Genomic DNA, 22,222 nt, shown 5'->3' with positions numbered 1-22,222 from the left:
GCCGGACTACGCACGCGTCCGCTCGGCCTTTGCCCCCAAACACAAGGGGTCTCAAGCCGATGTCCTCAATCGCCGAAGCCGCGCTGCGGATCGAACCAGATGAACCCCCGATCGTGCTGCGAGCAGCGCGACCGGCTACCGAACCAAGCTATCAGGTAATCCGTCGCAACGGCACCGTCACACCGTTCGACGCCTCGAAAATCGCCGTCGCTCTCACCAAGGCATTCCTCGCCGTTGAGGGAAACAGCGCCGCCGCCTCGCGCCGCGTCCACGACATCGTGGCTGATCTTACCGAACAGATCGTCGCCGGCCTGACCAGGCGAGCCGATGCCGGGCGGACTTTCCACATCGAAGACATCCAGGATCAGGTCGAGCTCGCGCTGATGCGCGGCGAACATCACAAGGTTGCCCGCGCCTACGTGCTTTATCGCGAAGAACGGGCACGCGAGCGTCTGGCCGAGAAGCAGGCTGTGGCGGAGAACACTGCGCCGGTGCTGCACATCAAGGCCGAGGATGGCTCGCCTATGGCGCTGGACGAGGCGCGACTTGCAGCGATCGCGGAGGAAGCCTGCGCCGGCCTCGACGCCGTTTCATCGGCGCCCATTCTCTCCGAGGCGCGCCGCAACCTCTACGACGGCATCACGCTCGACGAGCTGTCGCTTGCGCTAATTTTCGCCGCCCGCACGCTCGTCGAACAAGAGCCGAACTACGCGTTCGTTTCGGCCCGCCTGCTGCTTGATCGGCTGCGGCGCGAGGCGCTGACCTTCGTCTCAGGGCTCCCGGAGCAGGCGACCCAGGCAGAGATGACGACGCGCTATGCGAGCTATTTCCCGGATTTCGTCAAAGTCGGTATCGAGGCCGATCTGATCGACCCGGAACTCGGCCGCTTCGACCTTGCCCGGCTCGGCGCAGCACTCAAGCCCGAGCGCGACCTGAACTTCCAGTATCTCGGTCTCCAAACCCTCTACGATCGCTATTTCCTCCACACGAAGGGCCAACGCTTCGAACTGCCGCAGGCCTTCTTCATGCGCGTGGCGATGGGTCTGGCGCTCCGCGAGATCGACAGAGAGGCGCGCGCCATCGAATTCTATGAGTTGTTGTCCTCCTTCGATTTCATGGCCTCGACGCCCACGCTGTTCAATTCGGGGACGACGCGGCCGCAGCTTTCGTCCTGCTTTCTCACGACGATCGGCGACGACCTTGACGCCATCTTCAAGGGTATCCGGGACAATGCGCTGCTCGCCAAATACTCCGGCGGATTGGGCAACGACTGGACGCCGGTGCGCGGCCTTGGCGCGCATATCAAGGGCACCAACGGCGAAAGCCAAGGCGTCGTCCCATTTCTGAAGGTCGCCAACGATACCGCCATCGCCGTCAATCAGGGTGGCAAGCGCAAGGGCGCGGTCTGCGCCTATCTGGAGACGTGGCACGTCGACATCGAGGAATTCCTCGACCTGCGCAAGAACACCGGCGACGACCGCCGCCGCACCCACGACATGAACACCGCCAACTGGGTGCCGGACCTGTTCATGCAGCGCGTGGAGGCCGATGGCGAGTGGACTCTGTTCTCGCCCGATGAGACGGCGGACCTGCACGACCTCACCGGCACGGCCTTCCGGAAGGCCTACGAGGCCTATGAAGCAAAGGCGGCGGCCGGCGGAATAAAAGTGTTCCGCAAGGTCCGCGCGCTCGACCTGTGGCGCAAGATGCTGACCATGCTGTTCGAGACCGGGCATCCATGGATCACCTTCAAGGATCCGTGCAACATCCGGTCGCCGCAGCAGCACACGGGCGTGGTGCATTCGTCGAACCTGTGCACCGAGATCACCCTCAATACCTCGCGGGACGAGGTGGCGGTCTGCAACCTGGGCTCGATCAATCTCGTCAACCACATCAGCGGGGACGGGCTCGACATGGAGCGGCTTGAGCGGACGGTGAAGACCGCGATGCGCATGCTCGACAATGTGGTGGACATCAATTTCTACACGATCCCGGAGGCGCGGCGCTCGAACCTGAAGCACCGTCCGGTCGGCCTGGGGTTAATGGGCTTTCAGGATGCGCTGCAGAAGCTGCGCATCCCCTACGCCTCGGATGCTGCCGTGGAGTTCGCCGATCGGTCAATGGAGGCGATCAGCTATCACGCGATCTCGGCTTCGGCAGACCTTGCGGCGGAGCGCGGGCGGTATTCGAGTTTCGAGGGCTCGCTGTGGTCGAAGGGCATCCTGCCGGTCGACTCGATCCGGCTGCTGAAGGAAGCACGGCCCGGCGTCGAGATGGACGAGTCATCGACCCTCGACTGGGAATCCCTGCGCGAACGGGTGAAGACGGTCGGCATGCGGAATTCCAACACGATGGCGATCGCGCCGACGGCGACCATCTCCAACATCTGCGGCGTGTCGCAGTCCATCGAGCCCGCCTACCAGAACCTGTTCGTCAAGTCGAACATGTCGGGGGACTTCACCGTCGTGAACGCGCAGCTCGTCCGCGACCTCAAGGAGCGCGGCCTGTGGGACGAGGTGATGGTGTCCGACCTCAAATATTTCGACGGATCCGTGGGCGAGATCGGCCGCATCCCGGACGACCTGAAGGCGCTCTATGCCACTGCCTTCGAGATCGACCCCAAATGGCTGATCGAGGCTGCCTCGCGCCGTCAGAAATGGATCGACCAGGCGCAGTCGCTCAACCTCTACATCGCCAATCCGAGCGGCAAGAAACTCGACGAGCTCTACCGCCTGGCGTGGCGCAAGGGCTTGAAGACCACCTATTACCTGCGCTCGCGTTCGGCGACCCATGTCGAGAAATCGACGCTGAAGGGCACCGACGGCAAGCTTAACGCCGTCTCCGCGACGGTCGTTGCGGCGCCTGTCACAGGACCGGTCGCGATCGCCACGAACGCCGCCTGGGGCAAGGCCTGCGCCATCGACGATCCCGAATGTGAAGCCTGCCAGTGAGCAGCCGGGAAGAAAGAAAGGAGAAAATCATGCTCGACTGGTCTGAGCCGAAAACCAATCCCTTAATCGCGGTCTCTTCCGAGCCCGCTGCGGTTCCTGTCGCCGATGCGACAGGCCTTGGCGAGATCGAGCGCGGCGCGGCACGCGTGTCGGTTGATGACAAGCGTATGATCAATTGCCGCGCCGACGTGAACCAGCTCTTGCCGCTCAAATATCGCTGGGCGTGGGAAAAGTACCTCTCCGGCTGCAACAATCATTGGATGCCGACCGAAGTCTCCATGCAGGCCGATATCGCGCTCTGGAAGTCGCGCGATGGGCTCACCGAAGATGAGCGGCGAATGATCAAGCGCAATCTCGGCTTCTTCGCCGCTTCCGAGAGTCTCGTCGCCAACAACATCGTGCTGGCGATCTACAGGCACCTCACCAATCCGGAATGCCGGCAGTACCTCTTGCGGCAGGCATTCGAAGAGGCGGTGCATACCCATACCTTCCAGTACATCGTGGAAAGCCTTGGTCTCGATGAGGGTGAGTTGTTCAATATGTACCGGGAGGTGCCGTCGATCACCGACAAGGCAGCCTGGGCGCTTGAACACACGCAGAGCCTCGACGATCCGTCGTTCACCACCGGCACGCCTGAGGCCGATCATGCCTTTTTGCGTGATCTCGTCGCCTTCTACGTCGTGTTCGAAGGGATGTGGTTCTACACGGGCTTCGCGCAGATCCTCTCGCTCGGGCGGCGCAACAAGATGGTCGGCATCGCCGAGCAGTACCAGTACATCCTGCGCGACGAGTCCATCCATCTGAACTTCGGCATCGATGTCATTAACCAGATCAAGCTTGAGAACCCGCATCTGTGGACGAAGACCTTCCAGGACGAGGTGCGGGGTATGCTGAAAGACGCCGCCGAACTGGAGGCCGCCTATGGCCGCGATACCATGCCGCGCGGCTTCCTCGGCCTCAACGCGTCGCTGTGCGAGCAGTACATGCACTTCATCGCCAATCGGCGTTGCGCGCAGCTCGGCCTTAATCCGGTTTTCGCCGAGGCCGAGAACCCATTCCCCTGGATGAGCGAAACGATGGACCTTAAGAAGGAGAAGAACTTCTTCGAAACCCGCGTCATCGAATATCAGAATGGCGGTGCGCTGAGCTGGGATTGAGTGGTCGTCGGAAAGTATCCACCACAGCGGATCGTCCGTCCCATCGAGGCAACCGTGGAAGCACTCTGTCTGCTCGGTGAATAGGTTCGAGCAATCCGCTTCATGTGGCAGCGGCTCCGCCGATTGGGGTGCCGCCAGCGAATAGGTGCGAATGCGGCACGCTACAGGCCGCCGATCCCCCTCCAAGGTTCGCCCAAATTCCGGGGCTAGAGCGCCCCGGAATCCACCGGTGAACCACGGAGGATTTCATGCGCGCGCAATGCTGTCGCGTCCGTAAGGGTCGTCCCCGACAGCCCGCCCCGAAGACGCTCCCCGACGATCTATACGACTACGCGAACGAACCCACGCCCGAGAAACGCCAGCAGCGCCACGATCCGCCGCTTCACGCCATTGATATCGAGAAGCTGCCTGTCATCGACGATTGGCCCGAGCGCGTGCCGGTGACCGAGGCCGAGATCGAAATCTTCGAGCGCTATTTCGGGGATGTGCTCGACCGGCTCTTTGGTCCGATCGGTGGCCCGGAAACGGGCTTGAAATCGTTATCGCATTCTGATAACAAAGCGCAATGAGCGAGGGTCGCGATCCGACCCTCGACACGCTTTTGGACCTCGACGGCCAAGTGCTCGTCGTCGATCCCGAAGGCGGTCATTGGGTGAAGTTCGTCGTCACGCGTGTTCCGGTCTCGCCGGAGAAGCCGCACGGCCTCGACTACTCGCTCACGCTTCACGGGCCTTCGGGCGAACGGCTGATCGGCTTCGACAATGCCCATCCCGTCTGCCGAGGCAGGCGCGGTGAGAAGATGGACCATCGTCACCGCCTCCAGACCGTGAAGCCTTACGCCTACGAGGACGCGGCCACCTTGCTGGCCGACTTCTGGCAGGCGGTGGACGCGGTGTTGAAGGATAGAGGCGTGCTATGACGACGCTGAAGGTCGGGATTGCCGACTACGACGAGATGAAGGCCCGCACCATGCGGATCGCGCGCGGCGAGGAAAAGCCTGCAGCCGGCGATCCCAAGGTCTGGTTCACCTCAACCGAATCTTTCGCCAAGGTTCTGTCGGCAGGCAATCGTGAATTGCTGCGCGTCATCCACGACCAGGCGCCGGACTCGCTGGAGGAGCTGTCGCAGATCACCGGCCGAGCGAAGTCCAATCTGTCCCGCACGCTCAAGACTATGGCGAGCTATGGCCTTGTCCGCATGGAGAAGGGCCAAGGGCTAAAGCTTGTACCCAGGGTGGCACACGACCGCGTGGAACTGGTGCTACCGCTGATCGCGCGCAAAACGCCTCGGAAGACCGCGGAGGGCCGGCGATGAACATTCAAAGTCCCCATGTAGCTCTCCGTGCCGCCCTCTATCTGCGTGTCTCCACGACGCGGCAGGCCGAGCATGACGTGTCGATCCCTGACCAGCGCAAGCAGGGCGAAGCTTGGTGTGCATCACGAGGCTATCGGCTTGTCGAGACCTTCGTGGAGGCCGGTGCCTCGGCCACCAACGACCGCCGACCGGAGTTCCAGCGCATGATCGAGGCGGGCACGTCCAAGCCCGCGCCCTTCGATGTCCTCGTCGTCCACTCGTTCAGCCGCTTCTTCCGCGATCACTTCGAGCTGGAGTTCTACGTCCGCAAGCTCGCCAAGAACGGCGTCAAGCTCGTCTCCATCACGCAGGAGATGGGCGATGATCCCATGCACGTCATGATGCGCCAGATCATGGCGCTCTTCGACGAATACCAGTCCAAGGAGAACGCCAAGCACGTCCTTCGCGCCATGAACGAGAACGCCCGGCAAGGCTTCTGGAACGGCGCGCGGCCACCCATCGGCTATCGCATCATCGCCGCCGAGCAGCGCGGGTCGAAGACCAAGAAGAAGCTGGAGATCGATTCGTTGCACGCCGACACCGTGCGGCTGATCTATCGGCTGTTCCTTGAGGGTGATGGCACGGCTGGTCCGATGGGCGTCAAGGCCATCACGAACTATCTGAACGAGCGACGTATCTTCACCCGCGACGGCGGGCGCTGGGGCCTTGCGCAAATCCATTCGGTCCTGACCCGCACGACCTATATCGGCGAGCACAGGTTCAACACGCGCTCGCACAAGAACCGGGAAAAGAAGCCCGAGAGCGAGGTGGCTATCATGGCGGTGCCGCCGCTGATCGACCGAGAGACCTTCGAAGCAGTACAGGCCCGCCTCAAATCCCGCAATCCTATGGTGACGCCGGCGCGCATCTCTAGCGGCCCCACGCTCCTGACTGGCATCTGCTTCTGCGCGAAATGCGGGGGCGCGATGACGCTCCGCACTGGCAGGGGCAGCGCAGGCGGCACCTATCGCTACTACACCTGCTCGACGAAGGCGCGACAGGGCAAGACCGGCTGCGAGGGCCGTACGATCCCGATGGACAAGCTCGACAACCTTATTGTCGATCATATCGAGGACCGCTTGCTTCAGCCCTCGCGACTGGAAACTATCCTCGCCAGCATCATCGACCGCCGGCAGGAACGCACCGAACGCGGTCGGGAACACCTTGCCGAACTCAACAGGCGAATCACCGAGGCCGACCAGAGGCTCAACCGGCTCTATGACGCCATCGAAAACGGAGTGGCTGATCTGGACGATTCGGCCCTCAAGGAACGCATCACTGGGCTCAAGGCGATACGGGAGCAGGCCAAAGCCGACGCCGAGCGCGTTCAGGCTGCGCTCGATAACGCCGGCAACCAGGCCGTCAGCCCCGAGATGCTAACGGCCTTCGCCCGCACGGCCCGCGAACGGCTTCGGCTGCGAAATGGTGGCTATCGCCGCGATCACCTGCGCGCCTTGGCCCAGCGTGTCGAGGTTGCCGACCAGGAAGTTCGCATTATGGGATCGAAGTCGGAACTACTGCGAACGCTGGTGGCCGCTGCGAGCGGGCAAACGGCGGCGTTCGGCGTTCATAGTTCTGTACTGAAATGGCGCGCCGGGGAAGATTCGAACTCCCGACCCCCAGATTCGTAGTCTGGTGCTCTATCCAGCTGAGCTACCGGCGCATCCCGCTCGGGCATCGGCATGTCTGCGGCGCCCGCGAGCAGTGGCGGTGGATTATCTGCTCCGCGCCCGCTTGGCAACCCCCCTCGACATGCTCGTGTCATCGGCCTGTGGGGAAATCGACTCTGGCGCTCCGTGGAGCCTTTCGTCTCACGCGGCCGGCGGTGCGCTGCGGTCGGGCACGACGAGGCGGAAGGACGCGCCCGCTCCGTTTTCCTCGAGGCGGATGCTGCCGCCGTGCAGGCGGATCAGCTCGGCCGCGATGGCGAGGCCAAGGCCGGCGCCGCCGGGGCGCGTCGTGCCCTGGAAGGCTTCGAACAGCCGTTCGCGCGCCTTCGCCGGCACGCCCGGCCCGTTGTCGGCGATTCGGATGACGACCGCCTGGCCGTCGCGCCGGGCGTCCACCCTCACCTGCGGGCGCTCGCCGCCCGCACCTGCCTGGGTCAGCGCCTGCACCGCATTGCGACCGAGATTGAGGAGGACGCGCGACAGCTGGTCCGGATCGGCATCGACGACGAGATCCGGCGGCACGTCGACCGCGAATTCGATGCTGCTGTCCTCCCCAAGACCGATGAGATGACCAAGGTCGCGCACCAACGGCGCGAGCTTCACCAGCTTGCGACGCGGCACCGGCTCGGCGGCGCGGCCGTAGGCCAGCGTCGCCTGGCAGAAATCGATCGCCCGGCCAAGGGTCGCGATGAGCTTGGGGGCGAAGCGCTTGACGGTCGGATCGTCGAGCTGGGACAGGCGATCGGAAATGAGCTGGGCCGAGGCGAGCATGTTGCGCAGGTCGTGGTTCACCTTGCTGACGGCGAGTCCCAGCGCCGCCAGATGCTTCTTCTGGCGCAGCTCGCCGGCAAGCGTTGTCTCCATCCGCGCCAGCGCGCGCTCGGCGAGCCCGATCTCGTCGCGCCGCGCCGAGGGCCTGATGATGCGCTGCACGTTCTCCGGATCGCGCTCGAAGGCCGTGACATTGGCGGCGAGCCGTCGCACGGAACGCACGATCAGCACGTGCAGTGCCAGATAGACGAGCCCTGCCGTGATGGCCGAAATGGCGAGCGACAGGATGAGGATGTTGCGCGAGAAGGTCAGCATGGCCGCGCGCAGCGGCCGCTCGTCCATGACGAGCTCGACGAAATCGGCCCCGCCCATGCCCGCGCCCAGGATGCGGATTGGCGACGCATCCGCTCTCAAGAGCGTCGAAAAGGCATCGGCGATCAGCGTCGTCCAGCGCGAATCGCGCAGATCCACGGTGCGCCCGACCTCCGGCAGCGCATCCGACATGGCGAGGAGGCGGCGCGTGCCTCCGATCTTGACGGCCACCGCCTGGGCGCCCACGCCGTCGAGCAGCTTGACTTCGAGGCCCGGCTGGATTCCCCCGGCCGGCACGGCCTCGAGCACCAGGGCGGCCACCTGCGCGGCCGCGAGGCGGTCATTGAGCCAGGTCTTGCGGAAGTTGGCGACCGAGGGAACGTAGATCAGCACCTCCGCCAGCATGACGAAGATGACGGTGAGCACGAGCAGACGTGCCGACAAGCCGAAAGTGATGGCGCGCTCGGGCTCCTCCTCGACGCGCGCGCTCACGTGTTCCTTCATTCTCCCCTCTGCCACCTGCTCCGCCAGCATGGTGGACGCCTCACCCCAATCTGCGCAACAAGCCGACGAGGGCCCTCACCCAGGGGCTGCTCGCCAGCGGCGCGTAGAACGACATGGCTGCCCGGCGCGAAACCTCCGACAAGGTCGGATAGGGGAAGACAATCCCCGCGAGATCCTTCACCGACAGGCGCCGGGCGACGGCGAGCGTCCAGGGCACGATGAGCTCGCCCGCCCGCGGGCCGGCGATGGAACAGCCGAGAATCCTGCCGCGCCTGCTCACGATGACCTTCACCTCACCTCGCGTCGTGCGCTCGGCCTGCGCCCGGTCGTTCTCCGCGAAAGGCCAGCGCAGCACGCGGATCGCACCGTGCCGGGCTCGCGCCTCCTCCTCCAGGAGTCCGACCGACGCCACCTCAGGATCAATATAGGTGACGCGCGGGACGGTCGCATAATCGACGTTCGGCGCGCGGCGGAAGAGCGCCCGGCGGACCACCAGCCCCGCGTGGTAGTTGGCCACGTGGGTGAAGCGGTATCCGGCGAAGGGCCCGCCGACGCAATCGCCCACCGCGAAGACGCGGCGGTTCGTCGTGCGCAGGCCCGCATCCGTGATCACGCCGCCCTTGTCCGTCGCGATGCCGGCTGCCTCGAGATCGAGGCCGTCGACGACCGCCTGCCGGCCTGCCGCCACCAGGAGATGGCTTCCGTCGATGATCTCCTCGCCCTCCTCGGCGCCCGCCAGCACAATCCGCACCCCTGCACCGGCCGTCTCGACGCGGAGGATGCGCACCGCCTCGCGGATCGTCACCCCTTCCCGTCGAATGGCAGCGAGCGCATGGGCGGCGATCTCGGGGTCCTCGTGCGCCAGCGCCCTCTCCGCCTCGAGCACCACGACCTCCGCGCCCAGGCGGCGGTGAGCCTGGGCGAGCTCGAGGCCGACCGGCCCCGCGCCGATGACGATGAGACGCTCGGGCCTGCGCGTCAGGTCGAAGACGGTTTCGTTGGTGAGATAGGGAACGCCGTCGAGGCCCGGGATGGGCGGCACCGCCGGGCGTGAGCCGGTCGCGACCACGAAGCGCCGGGCCTTGACGGTCACCTCACCGACGACAATCGTCTCCTTGTCGAGAAAACGCGCCTCTCCCTTGATGACGCGAACCCCGAGCGCCGTGAAACGCGCCTCCGAGTCATTCGGTGCGATGGCGGCGATGACGCTGCGCACGTGGTCGCGCACGCGCGCGTAGTTGGCGTGCGGCTCGAGCCCGTTCAGCCCGAAGGCCGCCGCCTCCCGCGCCGCCTGCGCACGATCGCCGGCGGCGATCAGCGCCTTGGACGGCACGCAGCCGACGTTCAGGCAGTCGCCGCCCATCCGGTCGCGCTCGACGAGCACCACGGGGACACCGAGCATGGCGGCGGCCGCCGCCACCGACAGGCCGCCGGAACCCGCTCCGATGACGCAGAGGTCGGGGCGCAGAATCTCAGGCACGGGCGATCTCCTGCTGGTGGACGGTGTCTCCGGAGGCGTCCCAAGCCTTGGAAAGGGGTCGATCCGGGCGATCGAACGTGGGGTCCGCCGGCGGAAGGACGTGATCCGACAAGAAAGGGTTACGAAACCGCGTTGCCGCCGTCGAGCCCGGAGAGCTTTCTGCCGAACAGTCGCTTCAGGGCGACGGGCAGGAGTGCAAGGAAGCCGAGCGCGACGAGCGCCACGATGAGCTCGCGATTGACGAGCGCCTTCTTGCTCATGGTCAGGCGGCATCCGGTCTGCCCTGCGGCGAGGCAGGCTTCGTAGGCCGCGCGATGCGCCTCGACCGCATTGTCGAGGCCCGCGCCGGCGAAGGCGAAGGCGAAGGTGGCGGGAAGGATGCCGACGATGGTCGTTGCCACATAGGTCGCGAGCGGGACGCCGAAGAGCGCGGGCGCCAGATTAACGAGCCAGAAGGGAAAGACCGGGACGAGGCGCAGGAACAGGAGATAGAACACCGCGTTCTCGCGGAAGCCGCGTGCGATCCTCTGCAGCGCGGGGCCGGCCCTGGCCGCGAGCACGGCGCCGAGGGAGGTGCGCGCCGCGAGAAAGACGATGGTCGCCCCGACTGTCGCGGCGACGACGGCAACCCCGCCGCCGACGGACCACCCGAAGAGGAAACCGCCGAGAATCGTCAGCACGAGGCCGCCCGGAAGGGAAAGGGCGACGACGCCGACATAGACGACGGCATAGAGCGCGAGCGCCGCCGCGTAGTGCTGCGACACGTAGCCCCGCAGATACTCGCGATGCGCGACGATGCCCTCGAAGCTCAAATACCGGTGCAGCCCGCTGGCGAGCACGGCCATGGTCGCCACGAGCAGCAGCACGAGGGGCAGGAAGCGCACGACGGACCGCCTGGAAGCGCTCATTCCCGCATCGTCGCCCGCCATGTCCGTCGTCTGCCCCACACGCTCCCGCCGCGGCCCCGCCCGCGACGGCGCTGGCAACATAACGTCACGCCGTACACCGCACAGCCGGGGGTCACCGGCTCGTGATGGGCTGTGAGGAGCTGCCCCGCCGCGTTCCGGCGCATTGACTTTCCGGGAGCCATCCGCCATAAGCCGCGCTCGGGTTTGCGGCGCTCGCATGGGCGCCGCTCGTCGTCTTGCGACAACCGACTGCACAACAACCAAGGGTCGTCGCCGATCGCATGTCGGCAGGACGACGGACGCCGGGGCTCCCCAAGCCTTCTGCGTCCCATTCGTGACCGGAGACTGGGCCGTGAAGAGGACCTATCAACCGAGCAAGCTCGTTCGCAAGCGCCGCCACGGCTTCCGCGCGCGCATGGCGACCAAGGGCGGACGCAAGGTCATCGCCGCGCGTCGCGCGCGTGGTCGCAAGCGCCTGTCGGCCTGACCTCCTCCGGGTCGTCCGTGCCATGCACGACGCCCCGAACCTGCAGGCTGAGCGGCGCGGAGCCCCGCTGCCGCGGCTGAAAAAGCGTTCCGAGTTTCTCGCGGCGGCCTCCGGCCGCCGCTTTCACACGGCGCGCATGACGGTGCAATCGATCTCTCGCGCAGGTGCCAGCGACGGCGGTGCGGTGCACGGACCTCGCTTCGGCCTGACCGTAACGCGCAAGACCGGCGGCGCGGTGGAGCGCAACCGCATCCGGCGCCGCTTGCGCGAGGCCCTGCGCCGCATTGCCCGTGCCTGGCCGGCAAGCGACATCGATGTCGTCGTGATCGCCCGTCGCGATGCGCTGACGGCGCCCTTCCTCCTCCTGATCGACGATCTCGAACGCGCCATGCGCTCGCTCGGTCGGCCACGAGGGACAAGGCCCCCGTCGGCCGGGACGACGGACACCCCGTCCGCCGACGCGCAGACAGACCGCCATTCAACCGCAACGGATCGTCCATGACCGGCGAAAACAAGAACCTGCTTCTGGCGATCGCGCTGTCCGTCGCCGTCCTGATCGGCTGGAACTACTTCTACGGCGTGCCGCAGATGGAGAAGCAGCGGCAGACGGCACGGCAGGAGCAGCAGACCGCCCCGGTCCAGCCCGGCGGCACGCCCCCCGCGCCCGGCCAGTCCGGCGCACCGACCGCCGGCGCCGCACCGGCGGTCGAGACGCGCGAGGCCGCTCTCGCCAAGGGCCCCCGCATCGTCATAGACACGCCGAAGGTCGCCGGCTCGCTCACCGTGCGCGGCGCCCGCATCGACGACGTGTCGCTCAAGGGCTACCACGAGACCGTCGACCCCAGGAGCCCGAATATCGTGCTCCTGTCGCCCGTCGGCAGCGCGCATCCCTACTATGCCGAGTTCGGCTGGGTCGGCGGCGCTGCGGCTGCCCTGCCCGGCATCGCCACCGAGTGGAAGGCCGACAGCGACCGCCTGACGCCGGCGAAGCCCGTGACGCTCACCTGGGACAACGGCCAGGGTCTCGTCTTCAGGCGTGTCGTCAGCGTCGACGACAACGCCATGTTCACCGTCAAGGACATGGTCGAGAACAAGGGTTCCCAGCCGGTCACGCTGCACCCCTACGGTCTCGTCTCGCGCTACGGCAAGCCGGCGACCCAGGGCTTCTACATCCTGCACGAAGGCCTCGTCGGCGTCCTCGGCGACAAGGGCCTGCAGGAGGTGAAGTACGACAGCCTCGACAAGGACCCGGTGCTCAACGGCAACGTGCGCGGCCAGGTCTACGACGGCGCGACGGGCGGTTTCGTCGGCATCACCGACAAGTACTGGGCGACCGCCGTGATTCCCGACCAGGCCACGCCCTACAAGGGCCGGTTCACGGTGACGCAGGGTGCGGCGGGCAAGATCTACCAGTCCGACATCCTGGGCGACGCCCGGACTGTGGCGCCCGGCGCGAGCGCCGAGGCTACGACGCGCCTCTTCGCCGGGGCCAAGGAAGTCGCGGCCATCGACGGCTACGAGCGGACCCTCGGCATCAAGCGCTTCGATCTGCTGATCGACTGGGGCTGGTTCTACTTCATCACCAAGCCGCTCTTCAAGCTGATCGACTTCATCTACAAGTTCTTCGGCAATTTCGGTGTGGCGATCCTCATCGCGACGGTGCTCATCAAGGGCGCCTTCTTCCCGCTCGCCAACCGCTCCTACGTCTCCATGGCCAAGATGAAGGCCGTGCAGCCGGAGATGATGGCGATCCGGGATCGCTATGCCGACGACAAGATGAAGCAGCAGCAGGCTCTGATGGAGCTCTACAAGAAGGAGAAGATCAATCCCCTCGCCGGCTGCTGGCCGATCCTGATCCAGATCCCGGTGTTCTTCGCGCTCTACAAGGTGCTCTTCGTCACCATCGAGATGCGCCACGCGCCCTTCTTCGGCTGGATCAAGGACCTCGCCGCCCCCGATCCGACGACGATCTTCAACCTCTTCGGGCTCATTCCCTGGAACCCGGGGGCGCTGCCGGTCATCGGCCCCTTCCTCATGCTCGGCGTCTGGCCGATCATCATGGGCTTCACGATGTTCGTGCAGATGAAGATGAACCCGGAGCCGACGGACCCGGTCCAGAAGACCATGTTCGCCTGGATGCCGCTCATCTTCACCTTCATGCTGGCGTCGTTCCCGGCGGGGCTTGTCATCTACTGGTCCTGGAACAACCTGCTCTCCGTCCTGCAGCAGGGCTTCATCATGCGGCGGAACGGCGTCAAGATTGAACTGTGGGACAACCTTCGCGCCATGTTCGCCAGGAAGGCGCAGGCCTGAACGCAGCCGCGACGGAGCGGCATGTCCACGGAGCCCGGCGCCGGCGCGCCGGGCTCTTTTCTTGCACTCTCCTTCTTGCATCCTGCCGCACCACGCGCGGCTGAGCCTTGAAGAACGGGCACGAAGGCCCGATAAGCGCAGGACCATGAGCGACGCCGCCACCATCGACGATCCCTTCCTCGAGATCGGCCGGAAACTCTTCGCCGGAGAGGCCGGGTTCTACTGGGCGGCCGCCTCCCTGGGCGGCCTGCCGCCCATGACCGGCGTGGAAATCGCCTTCGCCGGACGCTCCAACGTCGGCAAGTCGAGCCTCGTCAACGCCTTGACCGGGCGCAGGACGCTGGCCCGCACGTCGCACACGCCGGGGCGCACGCAGGAACTCAATTTCTTCCGCATCGGGCGGGCGGGCAGCCCGCTCGCCTTCACCCTCGTGGACATGCCGGGCTACGGCTTTGCCGCGGTCGGCAAGGAAAAGGTCGCCGCCTGGACGGACCTGATCCACGCCTATCTGCGCGGCCGTGCCAATCTCGCGCGAGTCTACGTGCTCGTCGACTCCCGCCATGGCCTGAAGGACACCGACGCCCGGGTGCTCGAGACGCTCGACAAGGCGGCGGTCTCCTACCAGATCATCCTCACCAAGGTAGACGAGCTGAGACAGAGCGAGGCCGAGGGGCGCATCGCCGCCACACGCTCGGCCATCGCCAAGCGTCCCGCGGCCTTCCCGGACATCCTGCCGACATCGAGCCGTACCGGCGCCGGCATCGCCGAGCTGCGCGCGGCGGTGGCGCGCCTGCTCGCCGAACGCAGCAGCACAGCTCCCGACCCATCCGGGACGCCCTCATGACCGATCGCCTGTTCATCGCTCTCGGCGCTCTGTTCGGTTTCTGGGGCGTCGCCGCCGCGGCCGCGAGCGCCCACGTCGCCGGATCGGGCTCGCTCGGCACCGCCGCGAACTTCCTCCTGTTCCACGGGCCGCTGCTCGTCGCCCTGCCGGCGGTGGCGAGGGCCTGGGTCGGCCATGCCGGCCTGCTGCGCGCCGGCGGCTGCTTCATCGCCCTGGGCGTCGGCCTGTTCAGCGGCGATCTCGCGCTCCGCGCGCTCGTCGGCCTCCCGCTCTTTCCCATGGCCGCGCCCACGGGCGGCTTCACGCTGATGCTCGGCTGGGCCGCCATCGGCGCCTCCTCGCTCATCCGGACCCGCCTTTGAGCGGCGAGGAGAGGGCGGCCGCAGGGGACAGGCCGGATCAGGCCCCGGCGGGGCCGACGGATTCCACTCGCTGAGAAAATGCTCTAGAAGGGCGCCGCCCTTTTCGGCATCCCGCCTCCTCGATCGCCCGCGACGATCTCCCAGTCATCGATCCATCAGGACCGGATCCGCCATGACCGACCTTCCCGACGTGCACACCCAGGCCGAGATCCTCGTGCAGGCGTTGCCGCACATGCAGCGCTACGATCAGGAGATCGTCGTCATCAAGTATGGCGGCCATGCCATGGGGGACCCGGCGGCGGCCGAGGATTTCGCCGAGGACGTGGTGCTCCTCGAACAGTCCGGCGTGAAGCCCATCGTCGTGCACGGCGGCGGCCCGCAGATCGGCAACATGCTCGGAAAGCTGGGCATCAGGTCGGAGTTCGCGGCCGGCCTCAGGATCACGGACAAGGCGACCGTGGAGATCGTCGAGATGGTGCTCGCCGGCTCCATCAACAAGCAGATCGTCGGCACCATCGCGGCGGAGGGCGGCAAGGCCATCGGCCTGTGCGGCAAGGACGGCAACATGGTGACCGCCACCAAGGTGACGCGCACCGTCGTCGACCCCGATTCCAACATCGAGAAGGTCGTCGACCTCGGCTTCGTCGGCGAGCCGGAGCGTGTCGATCGCACGGTGCTCGACGCGGTGCTCAAGGCCGAGCTCATTCCCGTGCTCGCGCCGGTTGCCGTCGGCCACGACGGCGCCACCTACAACGTCAATGCCGACACCTTTGCCGGCGCCATCGCCGGGGCGATGCGGGCAAAGCGCCTGCTCCTGCTCACCGACGTGCCGGGCGTCCTCGACAAGGACAAGAACCTTCTGCCGGAACTCACCGTCGACGAGTGCCGCCGCCTGATCGCCGACGGCACGATCACGGGCGGCATGATCCCGAAGGTCGAGACCTGCATCTACGCGCTCGAGCAGGGCGTCGAGGGCGTCGTCATCCTTGACGGAAAGGTGCCGCATTCGGTGTTGCTCGAGCTCTATACCGATCACGGCGCCGGCACGCTGATCACACGCTGAAGGCGCCGCCGGCGCGGCATCCAGGCACGGTGGAGTGAGCGCCCGATGAACTACCTCTTCCTCGCCATCGCCATCGTCAGCGAGGTCATCGCCACGTCCTCCCTGAAAGCTTCCGAAGGCTTCACCAGGCCGCTGCCGTCGCTGGTGACGGCAGTGGGCTACGGCATCGCCTTCTACTGCCTGTCGCTGACGCTGCGCACGATCCCTGTCGGCATCGCCTATGCCATCTGGAGCGGCGTGGGCATCGTGCTCATCGCGCTCGTCGGCTACCTCTGCTTCCGCCAGACGCTGGATGCCGCTGCGTGGCTGGGCCTCGGCCTCATCATCGCCGGTGTCGTGATCGTGAACGTCTTTTCGCGCTCCGTCGCCCATTGACGGCGGCCGCCGGCGACCGCCGCAGCCGGGCCGCAAGGAGCCGTTAACCTTGGCCGTGGCAGCCTCGAACCCCGGGGGGCCGATCACGGAGCGATGATCGACCGGGGACTTGCGGAGGGCCTTTTCAGACCCCATGTCCTCGCTCCCTCTCCGTCATGAGAGCGGAGGTCATAATGAACAAAATCGTCAATCCGCCGACCGAAGCGGACACCTTGTCGAAGCGCGGTTTCGCTCATGTCGATACCTGGATCTTCGACCTCGACAACACCCTCTATCCGCACGAGGCGAAACTCTGGCCGCAGGTGGATGAGCGCATCACGCTCTTCCTCGCCGACTTCTTCGGCCTCGACGGCCTCTCCTCCCGCGCCCTGCAGAAATACTATTACGGGCGCTACGGCACGACCCTGAAGGGCCTGATGGAGGAGCAGGGCATCGACCCGCAGGCCTTCCTCGATTTCGCGCACCAGATCGACTACTCGGGCCTGCATCCGAACCCGCCCCTCGGCGAGGCGATCGGCCGCCTGCCGGGGCGCAAGCTCATTCTGACGAACGGATCGCGCGGCCATGCCGAGGCGGTGGCGCGCAAGCTCGGCATCCGCGATCATTTCGAGGACGTGTTCGACATCGCCGACTCGGGCTTCGTGCCGAAGCCCGAGCCGCCGGCCTACGAGCGCTTCCTCGACAAGCACAGGGTCGATCCGGCGGCCGCCGCCATGTTCGAGGACCTCGCCAAGAACCTTATCGTGCCGCATGCCCTCGGCATGACGACGGTGCTCGTGCTGCCGAAGACAGCCGATCCGTTCCGCGAAGCCCATGAGCAGGCCCCGATCAAGGCCCCCTACGTCGAGTACATGACGACCGATCTCGCCGACTTCCTGGCACGATCCCTGCCGGGTTGAACGGACACGGGCGGCAGGCGGGCCCCGGGTATTGCGGCGGAGGTCAGGGCAGGCGCCGCTTGCCGTCCCTCTCCGCCGTCCGCCCGTCGGCGAGCCGCGCGGCGAATGCGGCGACGGTGCGGGCATAGACCGCCGACCTGTTCCACTGCCGGATCACCTCGAAATTCGCCGTGCCCTCGTCCCAGGCCTCGCCGCGGCGCCAGCCGTAGCCCTTGAGGTAATTGGCGGTGGAGGCGAACACGTCGGGCGCGCTGCGGATGAGATCCGCCCGGCCGTCGCCATCGAAATCGACGGCGAAGCGTACGTAGGACGAGGGCAGAAACTGCGTCTGCCCGAGTTCGCCGTGCCAGGCCCCGCGCATCTCGGCGGGCGACAGGTCACCGCGATCGACAACGCGCAGGGCGTCCAGGAGCTCGTTCGTGAACATGGCCGAGCGCCGACAGTCGTAGGCGAGCGAGGCGAGCGCGGTCAGCGTCGGCACATTGCCGCGATTGGCGCCGAAATCGGTCTCGAGCCCCCAGATGGCGACGACGACCGGAGCCGGCACGCCGAAACGCCGCTCGACCTGGTCGAGCACGGCCGCATGCCGCTGCAAGAGGCTCGCGCCCTTCTGCACGCGGTAAGGCGAGATCATTCGGCCGGCGAACTGGGCAAAGCTCTGCTTGAAGACGCCCTGGGCGCGGTCGCGCGCCACGACCTCGGCGTCATAGGCGATGCCGGTGAGCGCGGCGCTGATGGCGCGCCGCGAGATCCCTTGCGCTGCGGCCTCCTCGCGAAAGTCGTCGAGCCATACGTCGAAGCTCTCAGCGCGGCAGGACGCAGCGGAGGACGCAGCGGAGGACGTCGACGCGCCGACGAGCGCAGCCGCGAGCACGATGGCGAAGGCGAACGCGATCCGGCTGACACGCCCCATCGGCCTCCTCCCTCGCTGCCGCCGGTCTCCCGGCACGGCCAGGTTCACGGGCGCCGCATCCGCGGCGGCCGGCCAGAACAACCGAACGCGGCTCGTCATGGTACGCGGCAACCGGCCGCGCGCAATGGCCACGCTCGACGACGCGCCGCCCGCGTGCGCGGCCTTGCACCCGCAGGCGGCGAGGGGTCCCCGCCGGCGCCGACAGGGGCTATCCTTGCCGCCAGCGGCATCGGAGGCAAAGGCCATGGCTACCTCACCCCCGCCGGTCGTCCTCGACACACCCGCCCCAGACTTCCGCCTGCCCGGCACCGACGGCAGGACCTATGCGCTTGCCGACGTGGCGGGAGAGAAGGGCACGGTGATCGTCTTCATCTGCAACCATTGCCCCTATGTCAGAGCCGTCATCGACCGCCTGGTCGCCGACGCGCGCACATTGATGGCGGAAGGCTTCGGCTTCGCCGCCATCTGCTCGAACGATGCTCAGGCCTATCCGGAGGATTCCTTCGGCAACATGCAGCGCTTCGCCCGGATGCACGATTTCCCCTTCCCCTATCTCCACGACGAGGATCAGAGCGCGGCGCGGGCCTATGGTGCCGTCTGCACGCCCGACTTCTTCGGCTACGACGCCAACCGCAAGCTGAAGTACCGCGGGCGGCTCGACGAGGGACGCACCACCCCGCCGCCGGAGGGCGCGCGGCGCGAGCTGCTCGAAGCCATGCGCGCCGTGGCTGCGACCGGCTCCGCCCCCGCCGACCAGGTTCCGTCGATGGGTTGCTCGATCAAGTGGAAGCCCGCCGCCTGAGCGGGAGGGGCGCGCCTCGGCGGGACCGGGCGGCGCAGCGCATAATCCATATGGACATGGGTGATTGCGCGCCGATCGGCGGCGCGCTGAGATGGTTCGCCGCGCGGCGTGCTGCTTGTCGGGGGTGGGGGCGGGCCATGGCTCAGCTGTACTCGGAGGAGTTCTTTGCAGGCCAGCAGGCCGGATCGGCGACTTCGGCCGATGTCGTCGTGCCTCTGGTGCTCTCGCTCATTCCGAGCCGGTCGGTCGTCGATGTCGGCTGCGGCGTCGGCGGATGGCTTGCTGCCTTCGCGCGCTGCGGCGTGGACGACTATCTCGGCGTTGACGGCGACTATGTCGCGCGCCAACTGCTCAGGATCCCTGCTGAGCGGTTCCTGCCCCGCGATCTGACGCGGCTCACGGACCTCGGGCGGCGCTTCGACCTTGCCTGCTCGCTCGAAGTCGCCGAGCATCTGCCATCGAGCTGCGCCGAGCAGTTCGTGGCCCTGCTCGCGAAGGCTGCACCCGCCGTTCTGTTCTCGGCCGCAGTGCCGGGCCAGGGCGGCACCAATCACCTGAACGAGCGGTGGCAGTCCTACTGGGCCGACCTCTTCGCCCGGCACGGCTATGTCGCCGTCGACTGCATCAGGCCCGCGATCTTCCATGACGAGCGGGTGGAGTGGTGGTACCGGCAGAACATCCTCGTCTTCTGCGAGCCGGAGCGCTGCCCCCCGGCCCACCAGCCCGTGACGCGCCCCTATGATCTCGACCGCATCCATCCGAGCCTGCTCGCAACCGCGCTCGCCGGTCCGCAGTCGGGACGGGCGGCCCTGCGTGCGCTCGCGGGCACCGTTAAGGTCATCGGGCGGGCCGCCCTGTACAGGACCCTCCGGCGGGCCAATGGGCTGGGACGGTGGCGAAAGGCGCCCCCCGAACAGACCTCCCCCTGCGATTGACACCGTCTCCCTCCTCCCGCACACTCCCGGCCGTTCCGAGGGGGGTCCCGTTAGGGGGCTGAGATACCGACGGCCATGGGCGTAGCACGTCCCGGCGACGCGGTGACCCTTAGAACCTGATCCGGGTCATGCCGGCGAAGGGACGGAAACGCTTGCCGCGAGAAGCACTCCCCGACATCGCTGTCGCCCGGATCTCCTTTGCCCCCAAGGAGGAGATCCATGACGATCCATACGAAGCCCGCCACTGCCACGCCTGACAAGGTGACGACCGGTCCGATCGCCGGGTCACGCAAGGTCTACACCTCGCCCGCCGCGCGCGCCGACATCCGCGTGCCCTTCCGTGAGATCGCGCTCGCGCCGCAGGCCAGCGAGGAGCCCTTCCGCGCCTACGACACCTCGGGCCCCTACACGGACCCTGAGGCCGTGATCGACCTCGAGGCAGGCCTGCCGTCGGTGCGCGGGGCGTGGCTCGCCGGGCGCGGTTTCGCCGCCGTCGAGGCGCGGGCGGTGAAGCCGGAGGACAACGGCAATGTCTCGGCCGAGAAGCTCGTGACGCCCTGCCCCGCGGCGCGCACCGTGCTCGCAGGCGTACCCGGCCGCCCCGTCACGCAGATGGAATTCGCCCGCGCCGGCCTCATCACCGAGGAGATGATCTATGTCGCGCACCGCGAGAACCTCGGCCGCGCGGCAATGCTCGCCGGCGCCGAGGAGCGGCGGGCGGACGGCGAGGATTTCGGCGCCGAGATCCCGCCCTTCATCACGCCCGAGTTCGTGCGCCAGGAGATCGCCCGCGGGCGCGCCATCATCCCGGCCAACATCAACCACCCCGAGCTCGAGCCGACCATCATCGGCCGCAACTTCCTCGTGAAGGTGAATGCCAATATCGGCAATTCGGCCGTCACTTCCTCCGCGGCCGAGGAGGTGGAAAAGCTCGTCTGGGCCATCCGCTGGGGCGCGGACACGGTGATGGACCTCTCGACGGGCCGCAACATCCACAACATCCGCGGCTGGATCCTGCGCAATTCGCCCGTGCCGATCGGCACCGTGCCGATCTACCAGGCGCTCGAGAAGGTGGGCGGCGAACCCGAGAAGCTCGACTGGGAGGTATTCAAGGACACGCTCATCGAGCAGGCCGAGCAGGGTGTCGACTATTTCACCATCCATGCCGGCGTGCGCCTCGCCTACGTGCCGCTGACGGCCAGGCGCGTCACGGGCATCGTCTCGCGCGGCGGCTCGATCATGGCGCGCTGGTGTCTTGCCCATCACCGCGAGAGCTTCCTCTACGAGCGCTTCGACGAGATCTGCGACATCATGCGTCGCTACGACGTGTCGTTCTCGCTCGGCGACGGGCTGAGGCCCGGCTCCATCGCCGATGCCAATGACGCCGCCCAGTTCGCCGAACTCGAGACGCTCGGCGAACTGACGAAGATCGCCTGGGACAAGGGCTGCCAGGTGATGATCGAGGGGCCCGGCCACGTGCCGATGCACAAGATCAAGGTGAACATGGAAAAGCAGCTCGCCCATTGCGGCGAGGCGCCCTTCTACACCCTCGGGCCGCTGACGACGGACATTGCCCCCGGCTACGACCACATCACCTCGGCCATCGGCGCGGCCATGATCGGCTGGTTCGGCACGGCGATGCTCTGCTACGTCACGCCGAAGGAACATCTCGGCCTGCCCAACCGTGACGACGTGAAGACCGGCGTCATCACCTACCGCATCGCGGCGCATGCGGCGGACCTCGCCAAGGGCCACCCCTCCGCCAGGCTGCGCGACGACGCCTTGTCGCGCGCGCGCTTCGACTTCCGCTGGGAGGACCAGTTCAACCTCTCGCTCGACCCGGACACGGCGAGGAGCTTCCACGACGAGACCCTGCCCAAGGATGCGCACAAGGTGGCCCACTTCTGCTCGATGTGCGGGCCGAAGTTCTGCTCCATGAAGATCACGCAGGATCTGAGGGCGGAGGCCGAGCGCCTGTCGGGCCTCGACGAGATGGCGAGGGAGTTCAAGGCGAAGGGCTCCGAGATCTACGTGCCGGCGGCCGAGTGACGTCGCCCGCGACGCGGCCCGTCGCTCTTCCCGCGCGGGCCATCTTCCCGCCCGTCCCTGTACGGCCCGAGGAA

General features: G+C 66.8%; 21 protein-coding genes, 1 tRNA gene and 1 riboswitch. Of the genes, 17 read left to right on the top strand and 5 right to left on the bottom strand.

What is annotated here, in order from left to right:
• Window positions 1-59: 59 nt before the first annotated feature.
• The 6 genes from QNA08_RS05605 (at window position 60) to QNA08_RS05580 (ending at window position 7,092) form a co-directional block, all read left to right on the top strand.
• On the top strand, window positions 60-2,951 hold the full coding sequence (locus tag QNA08_RS05605; protein ID WP_283739715.1) for a ribonucleoside-diphosphate reductase subunit alpha: 2,892 nt from the start codon (window positions 60-62) through the stop codon (window positions 2,949-2,951).
• A 29-nt stretch (window positions 2,952-2,980) separates the two neighbouring features.
• Complete coding sequence (locus QNA08_RS05600) at window positions 2,981-4,108, top strand: ribonucleotide-diphosphate reductase subunit beta (protein WP_283739679.1); 1,128 nt, start codon at window positions 2,981-2,983, stop codon at window positions 4,106-4,108.
• A 248-nt stretch (window positions 4,109-4,356) separates the two neighbouring features.
• Window positions 4,357-4,677, top strand: coding sequence for a hypothetical protein (locus QNA08_RS05595; protein WP_283739678.1), 321 nt, complete (start codon window positions 4,357-4,359; stop codon window positions 4,675-4,677).
• Window positions 4,674-5,027 carry a toxin-antitoxin system TumE family protein gene (locus QNA08_RS05590; RefSeq protein ID WP_283739677.1) on the top strand — a complete coding sequence of 118 codons (354 nt, stop codon included), beginning with the start codon at window positions 4,674-4,676 and terminating at the stop codon, window positions 5,025-5,027. Before QNA08_RS05595 ends, QNA08_RS05590 begins: the two co-directional genes overlap by 4 nt.
• Window positions 5,024-5,422 (top strand): HVO_A0114 family putative DNA-binding protein, encoded by a 399-nt coding sequence (locus tag QNA08_RS05585; protein ID WP_283739676.1) that lies wholly within the window; start codon window positions 5,024-5,026, stop codon window positions 5,420-5,422. Before QNA08_RS05590 ends, QNA08_RS05585 begins: the two co-directional genes overlap by 4 nt.
• Window positions 5,419-7,092 (top strand): recombinase family protein, encoded by a 1,674-nt coding sequence (locus QNA08_RS05580; RefSeq protein WP_283739714.1) that lies wholly within the window; start codon window positions 5,419-5,421, stop codon window positions 7,090-7,092. Before QNA08_RS05585 ends, QNA08_RS05580 begins: the two co-directional genes overlap by 4 nt.
• On the opposite strand, the gene QNA08_RS05575 is transcribed toward QNA08_RS05580, so the two are convergent.
• The 4 genes from QNA08_RS05575 to QNA08_RS05560 all read right to left on the bottom strand — a co-directional run bounded on the left by QNA08_RS05575 (window position 7,048) and on the right by QNA08_RS05560 (window position 11,106).
• Window positions 7,048-7,124 (bottom strand) — tRNA-Arg (locus QNA08_RS05575). The two genes, QNA08_RS05580 and QNA08_RS05575, sit on opposite strands and share 45 nt — an antisense overlap.
• A gap of 148 nt (window positions 7,125-7,272) precedes the next feature.
• On the bottom strand, window positions 7,273-8,718 hold the full coding sequence (locus QNA08_RS05570; RefSeq protein ID WP_283739675.1) for a sensor histidine kinase: 1,446 nt from the start codon (window positions 8,716-8,718) through the stop codon (window positions 7,273-7,275).
• Window positions 8,719-8,758: 40 nt separating this feature from the next.
• Window positions 8,759-10,198, bottom strand: coding sequence for a dihydrolipoyl dehydrogenase family protein (locus QNA08_RS05565; RefSeq protein ID WP_283739674.1), 1,440 nt, complete (start codon window positions 10,196-10,198; stop codon window positions 8,759-8,761).
• A 119-nt stretch (window positions 10,199-10,317) separates the two neighbouring features.
• A complete protein-coding gene (locus QNA08_RS05560) occupies window positions 10,318-11,106 on the bottom strand; it encodes a TVP38/TMEM64 family protein (protein ID WP_283739673.1) in 789 nt (262 codons plus the stop codon).
• 352 nt (window positions 11,107-11,458) lie between these two features.
• Here QNA08_RS05560 and rpmH point away from each other — a divergent pair, with 352 nt between their 5' ends.
• The 8 genes from rpmH (at window position 11,459) to QNA08_RS05520 (ending at window position 17,449) form a co-directional block, all read left to right on the top strand.
• Window positions 11,459-11,593, top strand: coding sequence for a 50S ribosomal protein L34 (rpmH, locus tag QNA08_RS05555; protein WP_055459595.1), 135 nt, complete (start codon window positions 11,459-11,461; stop codon window positions 11,591-11,593).
• 22 nt (window positions 11,594-11,615) lie between these two features.
• Window positions 11,616-12,095 (top strand): ribonuclease P protein component, encoded by a 480-nt coding sequence (gene rnpA / locus QNA08_RS05550; RefSeq protein ID WP_283739672.1) that lies wholly within the window; start codon window positions 11,616-11,618, stop codon window positions 12,093-12,095.
• Window positions 12,092-13,906 (top strand): membrane protein insertase YidC, encoded by a 1,815-nt coding sequence (yidC, locus tag QNA08_RS05545; RefSeq protein WP_283739671.1) that lies wholly within the window; start codon window positions 12,092-12,094, stop codon window positions 13,904-13,906. The genes rnpA and yidC overlap by 4 nt, the downstream gene beginning before the upstream one ends.
• Before the next feature lie 145 nt (window positions 13,907-14,051).
• Window positions 14,052-14,750, top strand: coding sequence for a ribosome biogenesis GTP-binding protein YihA/YsxC (gene yihA, locus QNA08_RS05540; RefSeq protein ID WP_283739670.1), 699 nt, complete (start codon window positions 14,052-14,054; stop codon window positions 14,748-14,750).
• On the top strand, window positions 14,747-15,112 hold the full coding sequence (locus QNA08_RS05535) for a DUF423 domain-containing protein (RefSeq protein WP_283739669.1): 366 nt from the start codon (window positions 14,747-14,749) through the stop codon (window positions 15,110-15,112). Before yihA ends, QNA08_RS05535 begins: the two co-directional genes overlap by 4 nt.
• A 172-nt stretch (window positions 15,113-15,284) precedes the next feature.
• Entirely contained in the window at window positions 15,285-16,175 is an 891-nt protein-coding gene (gene argB, locus QNA08_RS05530; protein ID WP_283739668.1) for an acetylglutamate kinase, read from the top strand.
• Between the two features lie 45 nt (window positions 16,176-16,220).
• A complete protein-coding gene (locus QNA08_RS05525; RefSeq protein ID WP_283739667.1) occupies window positions 16,221-16,550 on the top strand; it encodes a DMT family transporter in 330 nt (109 codons plus the stop codon).
• A gap of 173 nt (window positions 16,551-16,723) precedes the next feature.
• Window positions 16,724-17,449, top strand: coding sequence for a pyrimidine 5'-nucleotidase (locus tag QNA08_RS05520; RefSeq protein WP_283739666.1), 726 nt, complete (start codon window positions 16,724-16,726; stop codon window positions 17,447-17,449).
• A 43-nt stretch (window positions 17,450-17,492) separates the two neighbouring features.
• Here QNA08_RS05520 and QNA08_RS05515 read toward each other — a convergent pair whose 3' ends face one another.
• Entirely contained in the window at window positions 17,493-18,362 is an 870-nt protein-coding gene (locus QNA08_RS05515) for a lytic murein transglycosylase (RefSeq protein ID WP_283739665.1), read from the bottom strand.
• 244 nt (window positions 18,363-18,606) lie between these two features.
• Here QNA08_RS05515 and QNA08_RS05510 point away from each other — a divergent pair, with 244 nt between their 5' ends.
• The 3 genes from QNA08_RS05510 (at window position 18,607) to thiC (ending at window position 22,148) form a co-directional block, all read left to right on the top strand.
• Window positions 18,607-19,164: a thioredoxin family protein gene (locus QNA08_RS05510; RefSeq protein ID WP_283739664.1), complete on the top strand. Its 558-nt coding sequence runs from the start codon at window positions 18,607-18,609 to the stop codon at window positions 19,162-19,164.
• Between the two features lie 137 nt (window positions 19,165-19,301).
• Window positions 19,302-20,099, top strand: a complete 798-nt coding sequence (locus tag QNA08_RS05505) for a methyltransferase domain-containing protein (protein ID WP_283739663.1) — start codon at window positions 19,302-19,304, stop codon at window positions 20,097-20,099.
• Window positions 20,100-20,127: 28 nt separating this feature from the next.
• A riboswitch (TPP riboswitch) is annotated at window positions 20,128-20,259 on the top strand.
• Window positions 20,260-20,318: 59 nt separating this feature from the next.
• Window positions 20,319-22,148: a phosphomethylpyrimidine synthase ThiC gene (gene thiC, locus QNA08_RS05500; RefSeq protein ID WP_283739662.1), complete on the top strand. Its 1,830-nt coding sequence runs from the start codon at window positions 20,319-20,321 to the stop codon at window positions 22,146-22,148.
• Window positions 22,149-22,222 lie beyond the last annotated feature (74 nt).

This window comes from Chelatococcus albus (genome assembly GCF_030067675.1).
Lineage (GTDB): Bacteria > Pseudomonadota > Alphaproteobacteria > Rhizobiales > Beijerinckiaceae > Chelatococcus_A > Chelatococcus_A albus.
Note: the sequence above shows the minus strand (reverse complement) of the source record. Positions and strands in the feature narration are given on the sequence as shown.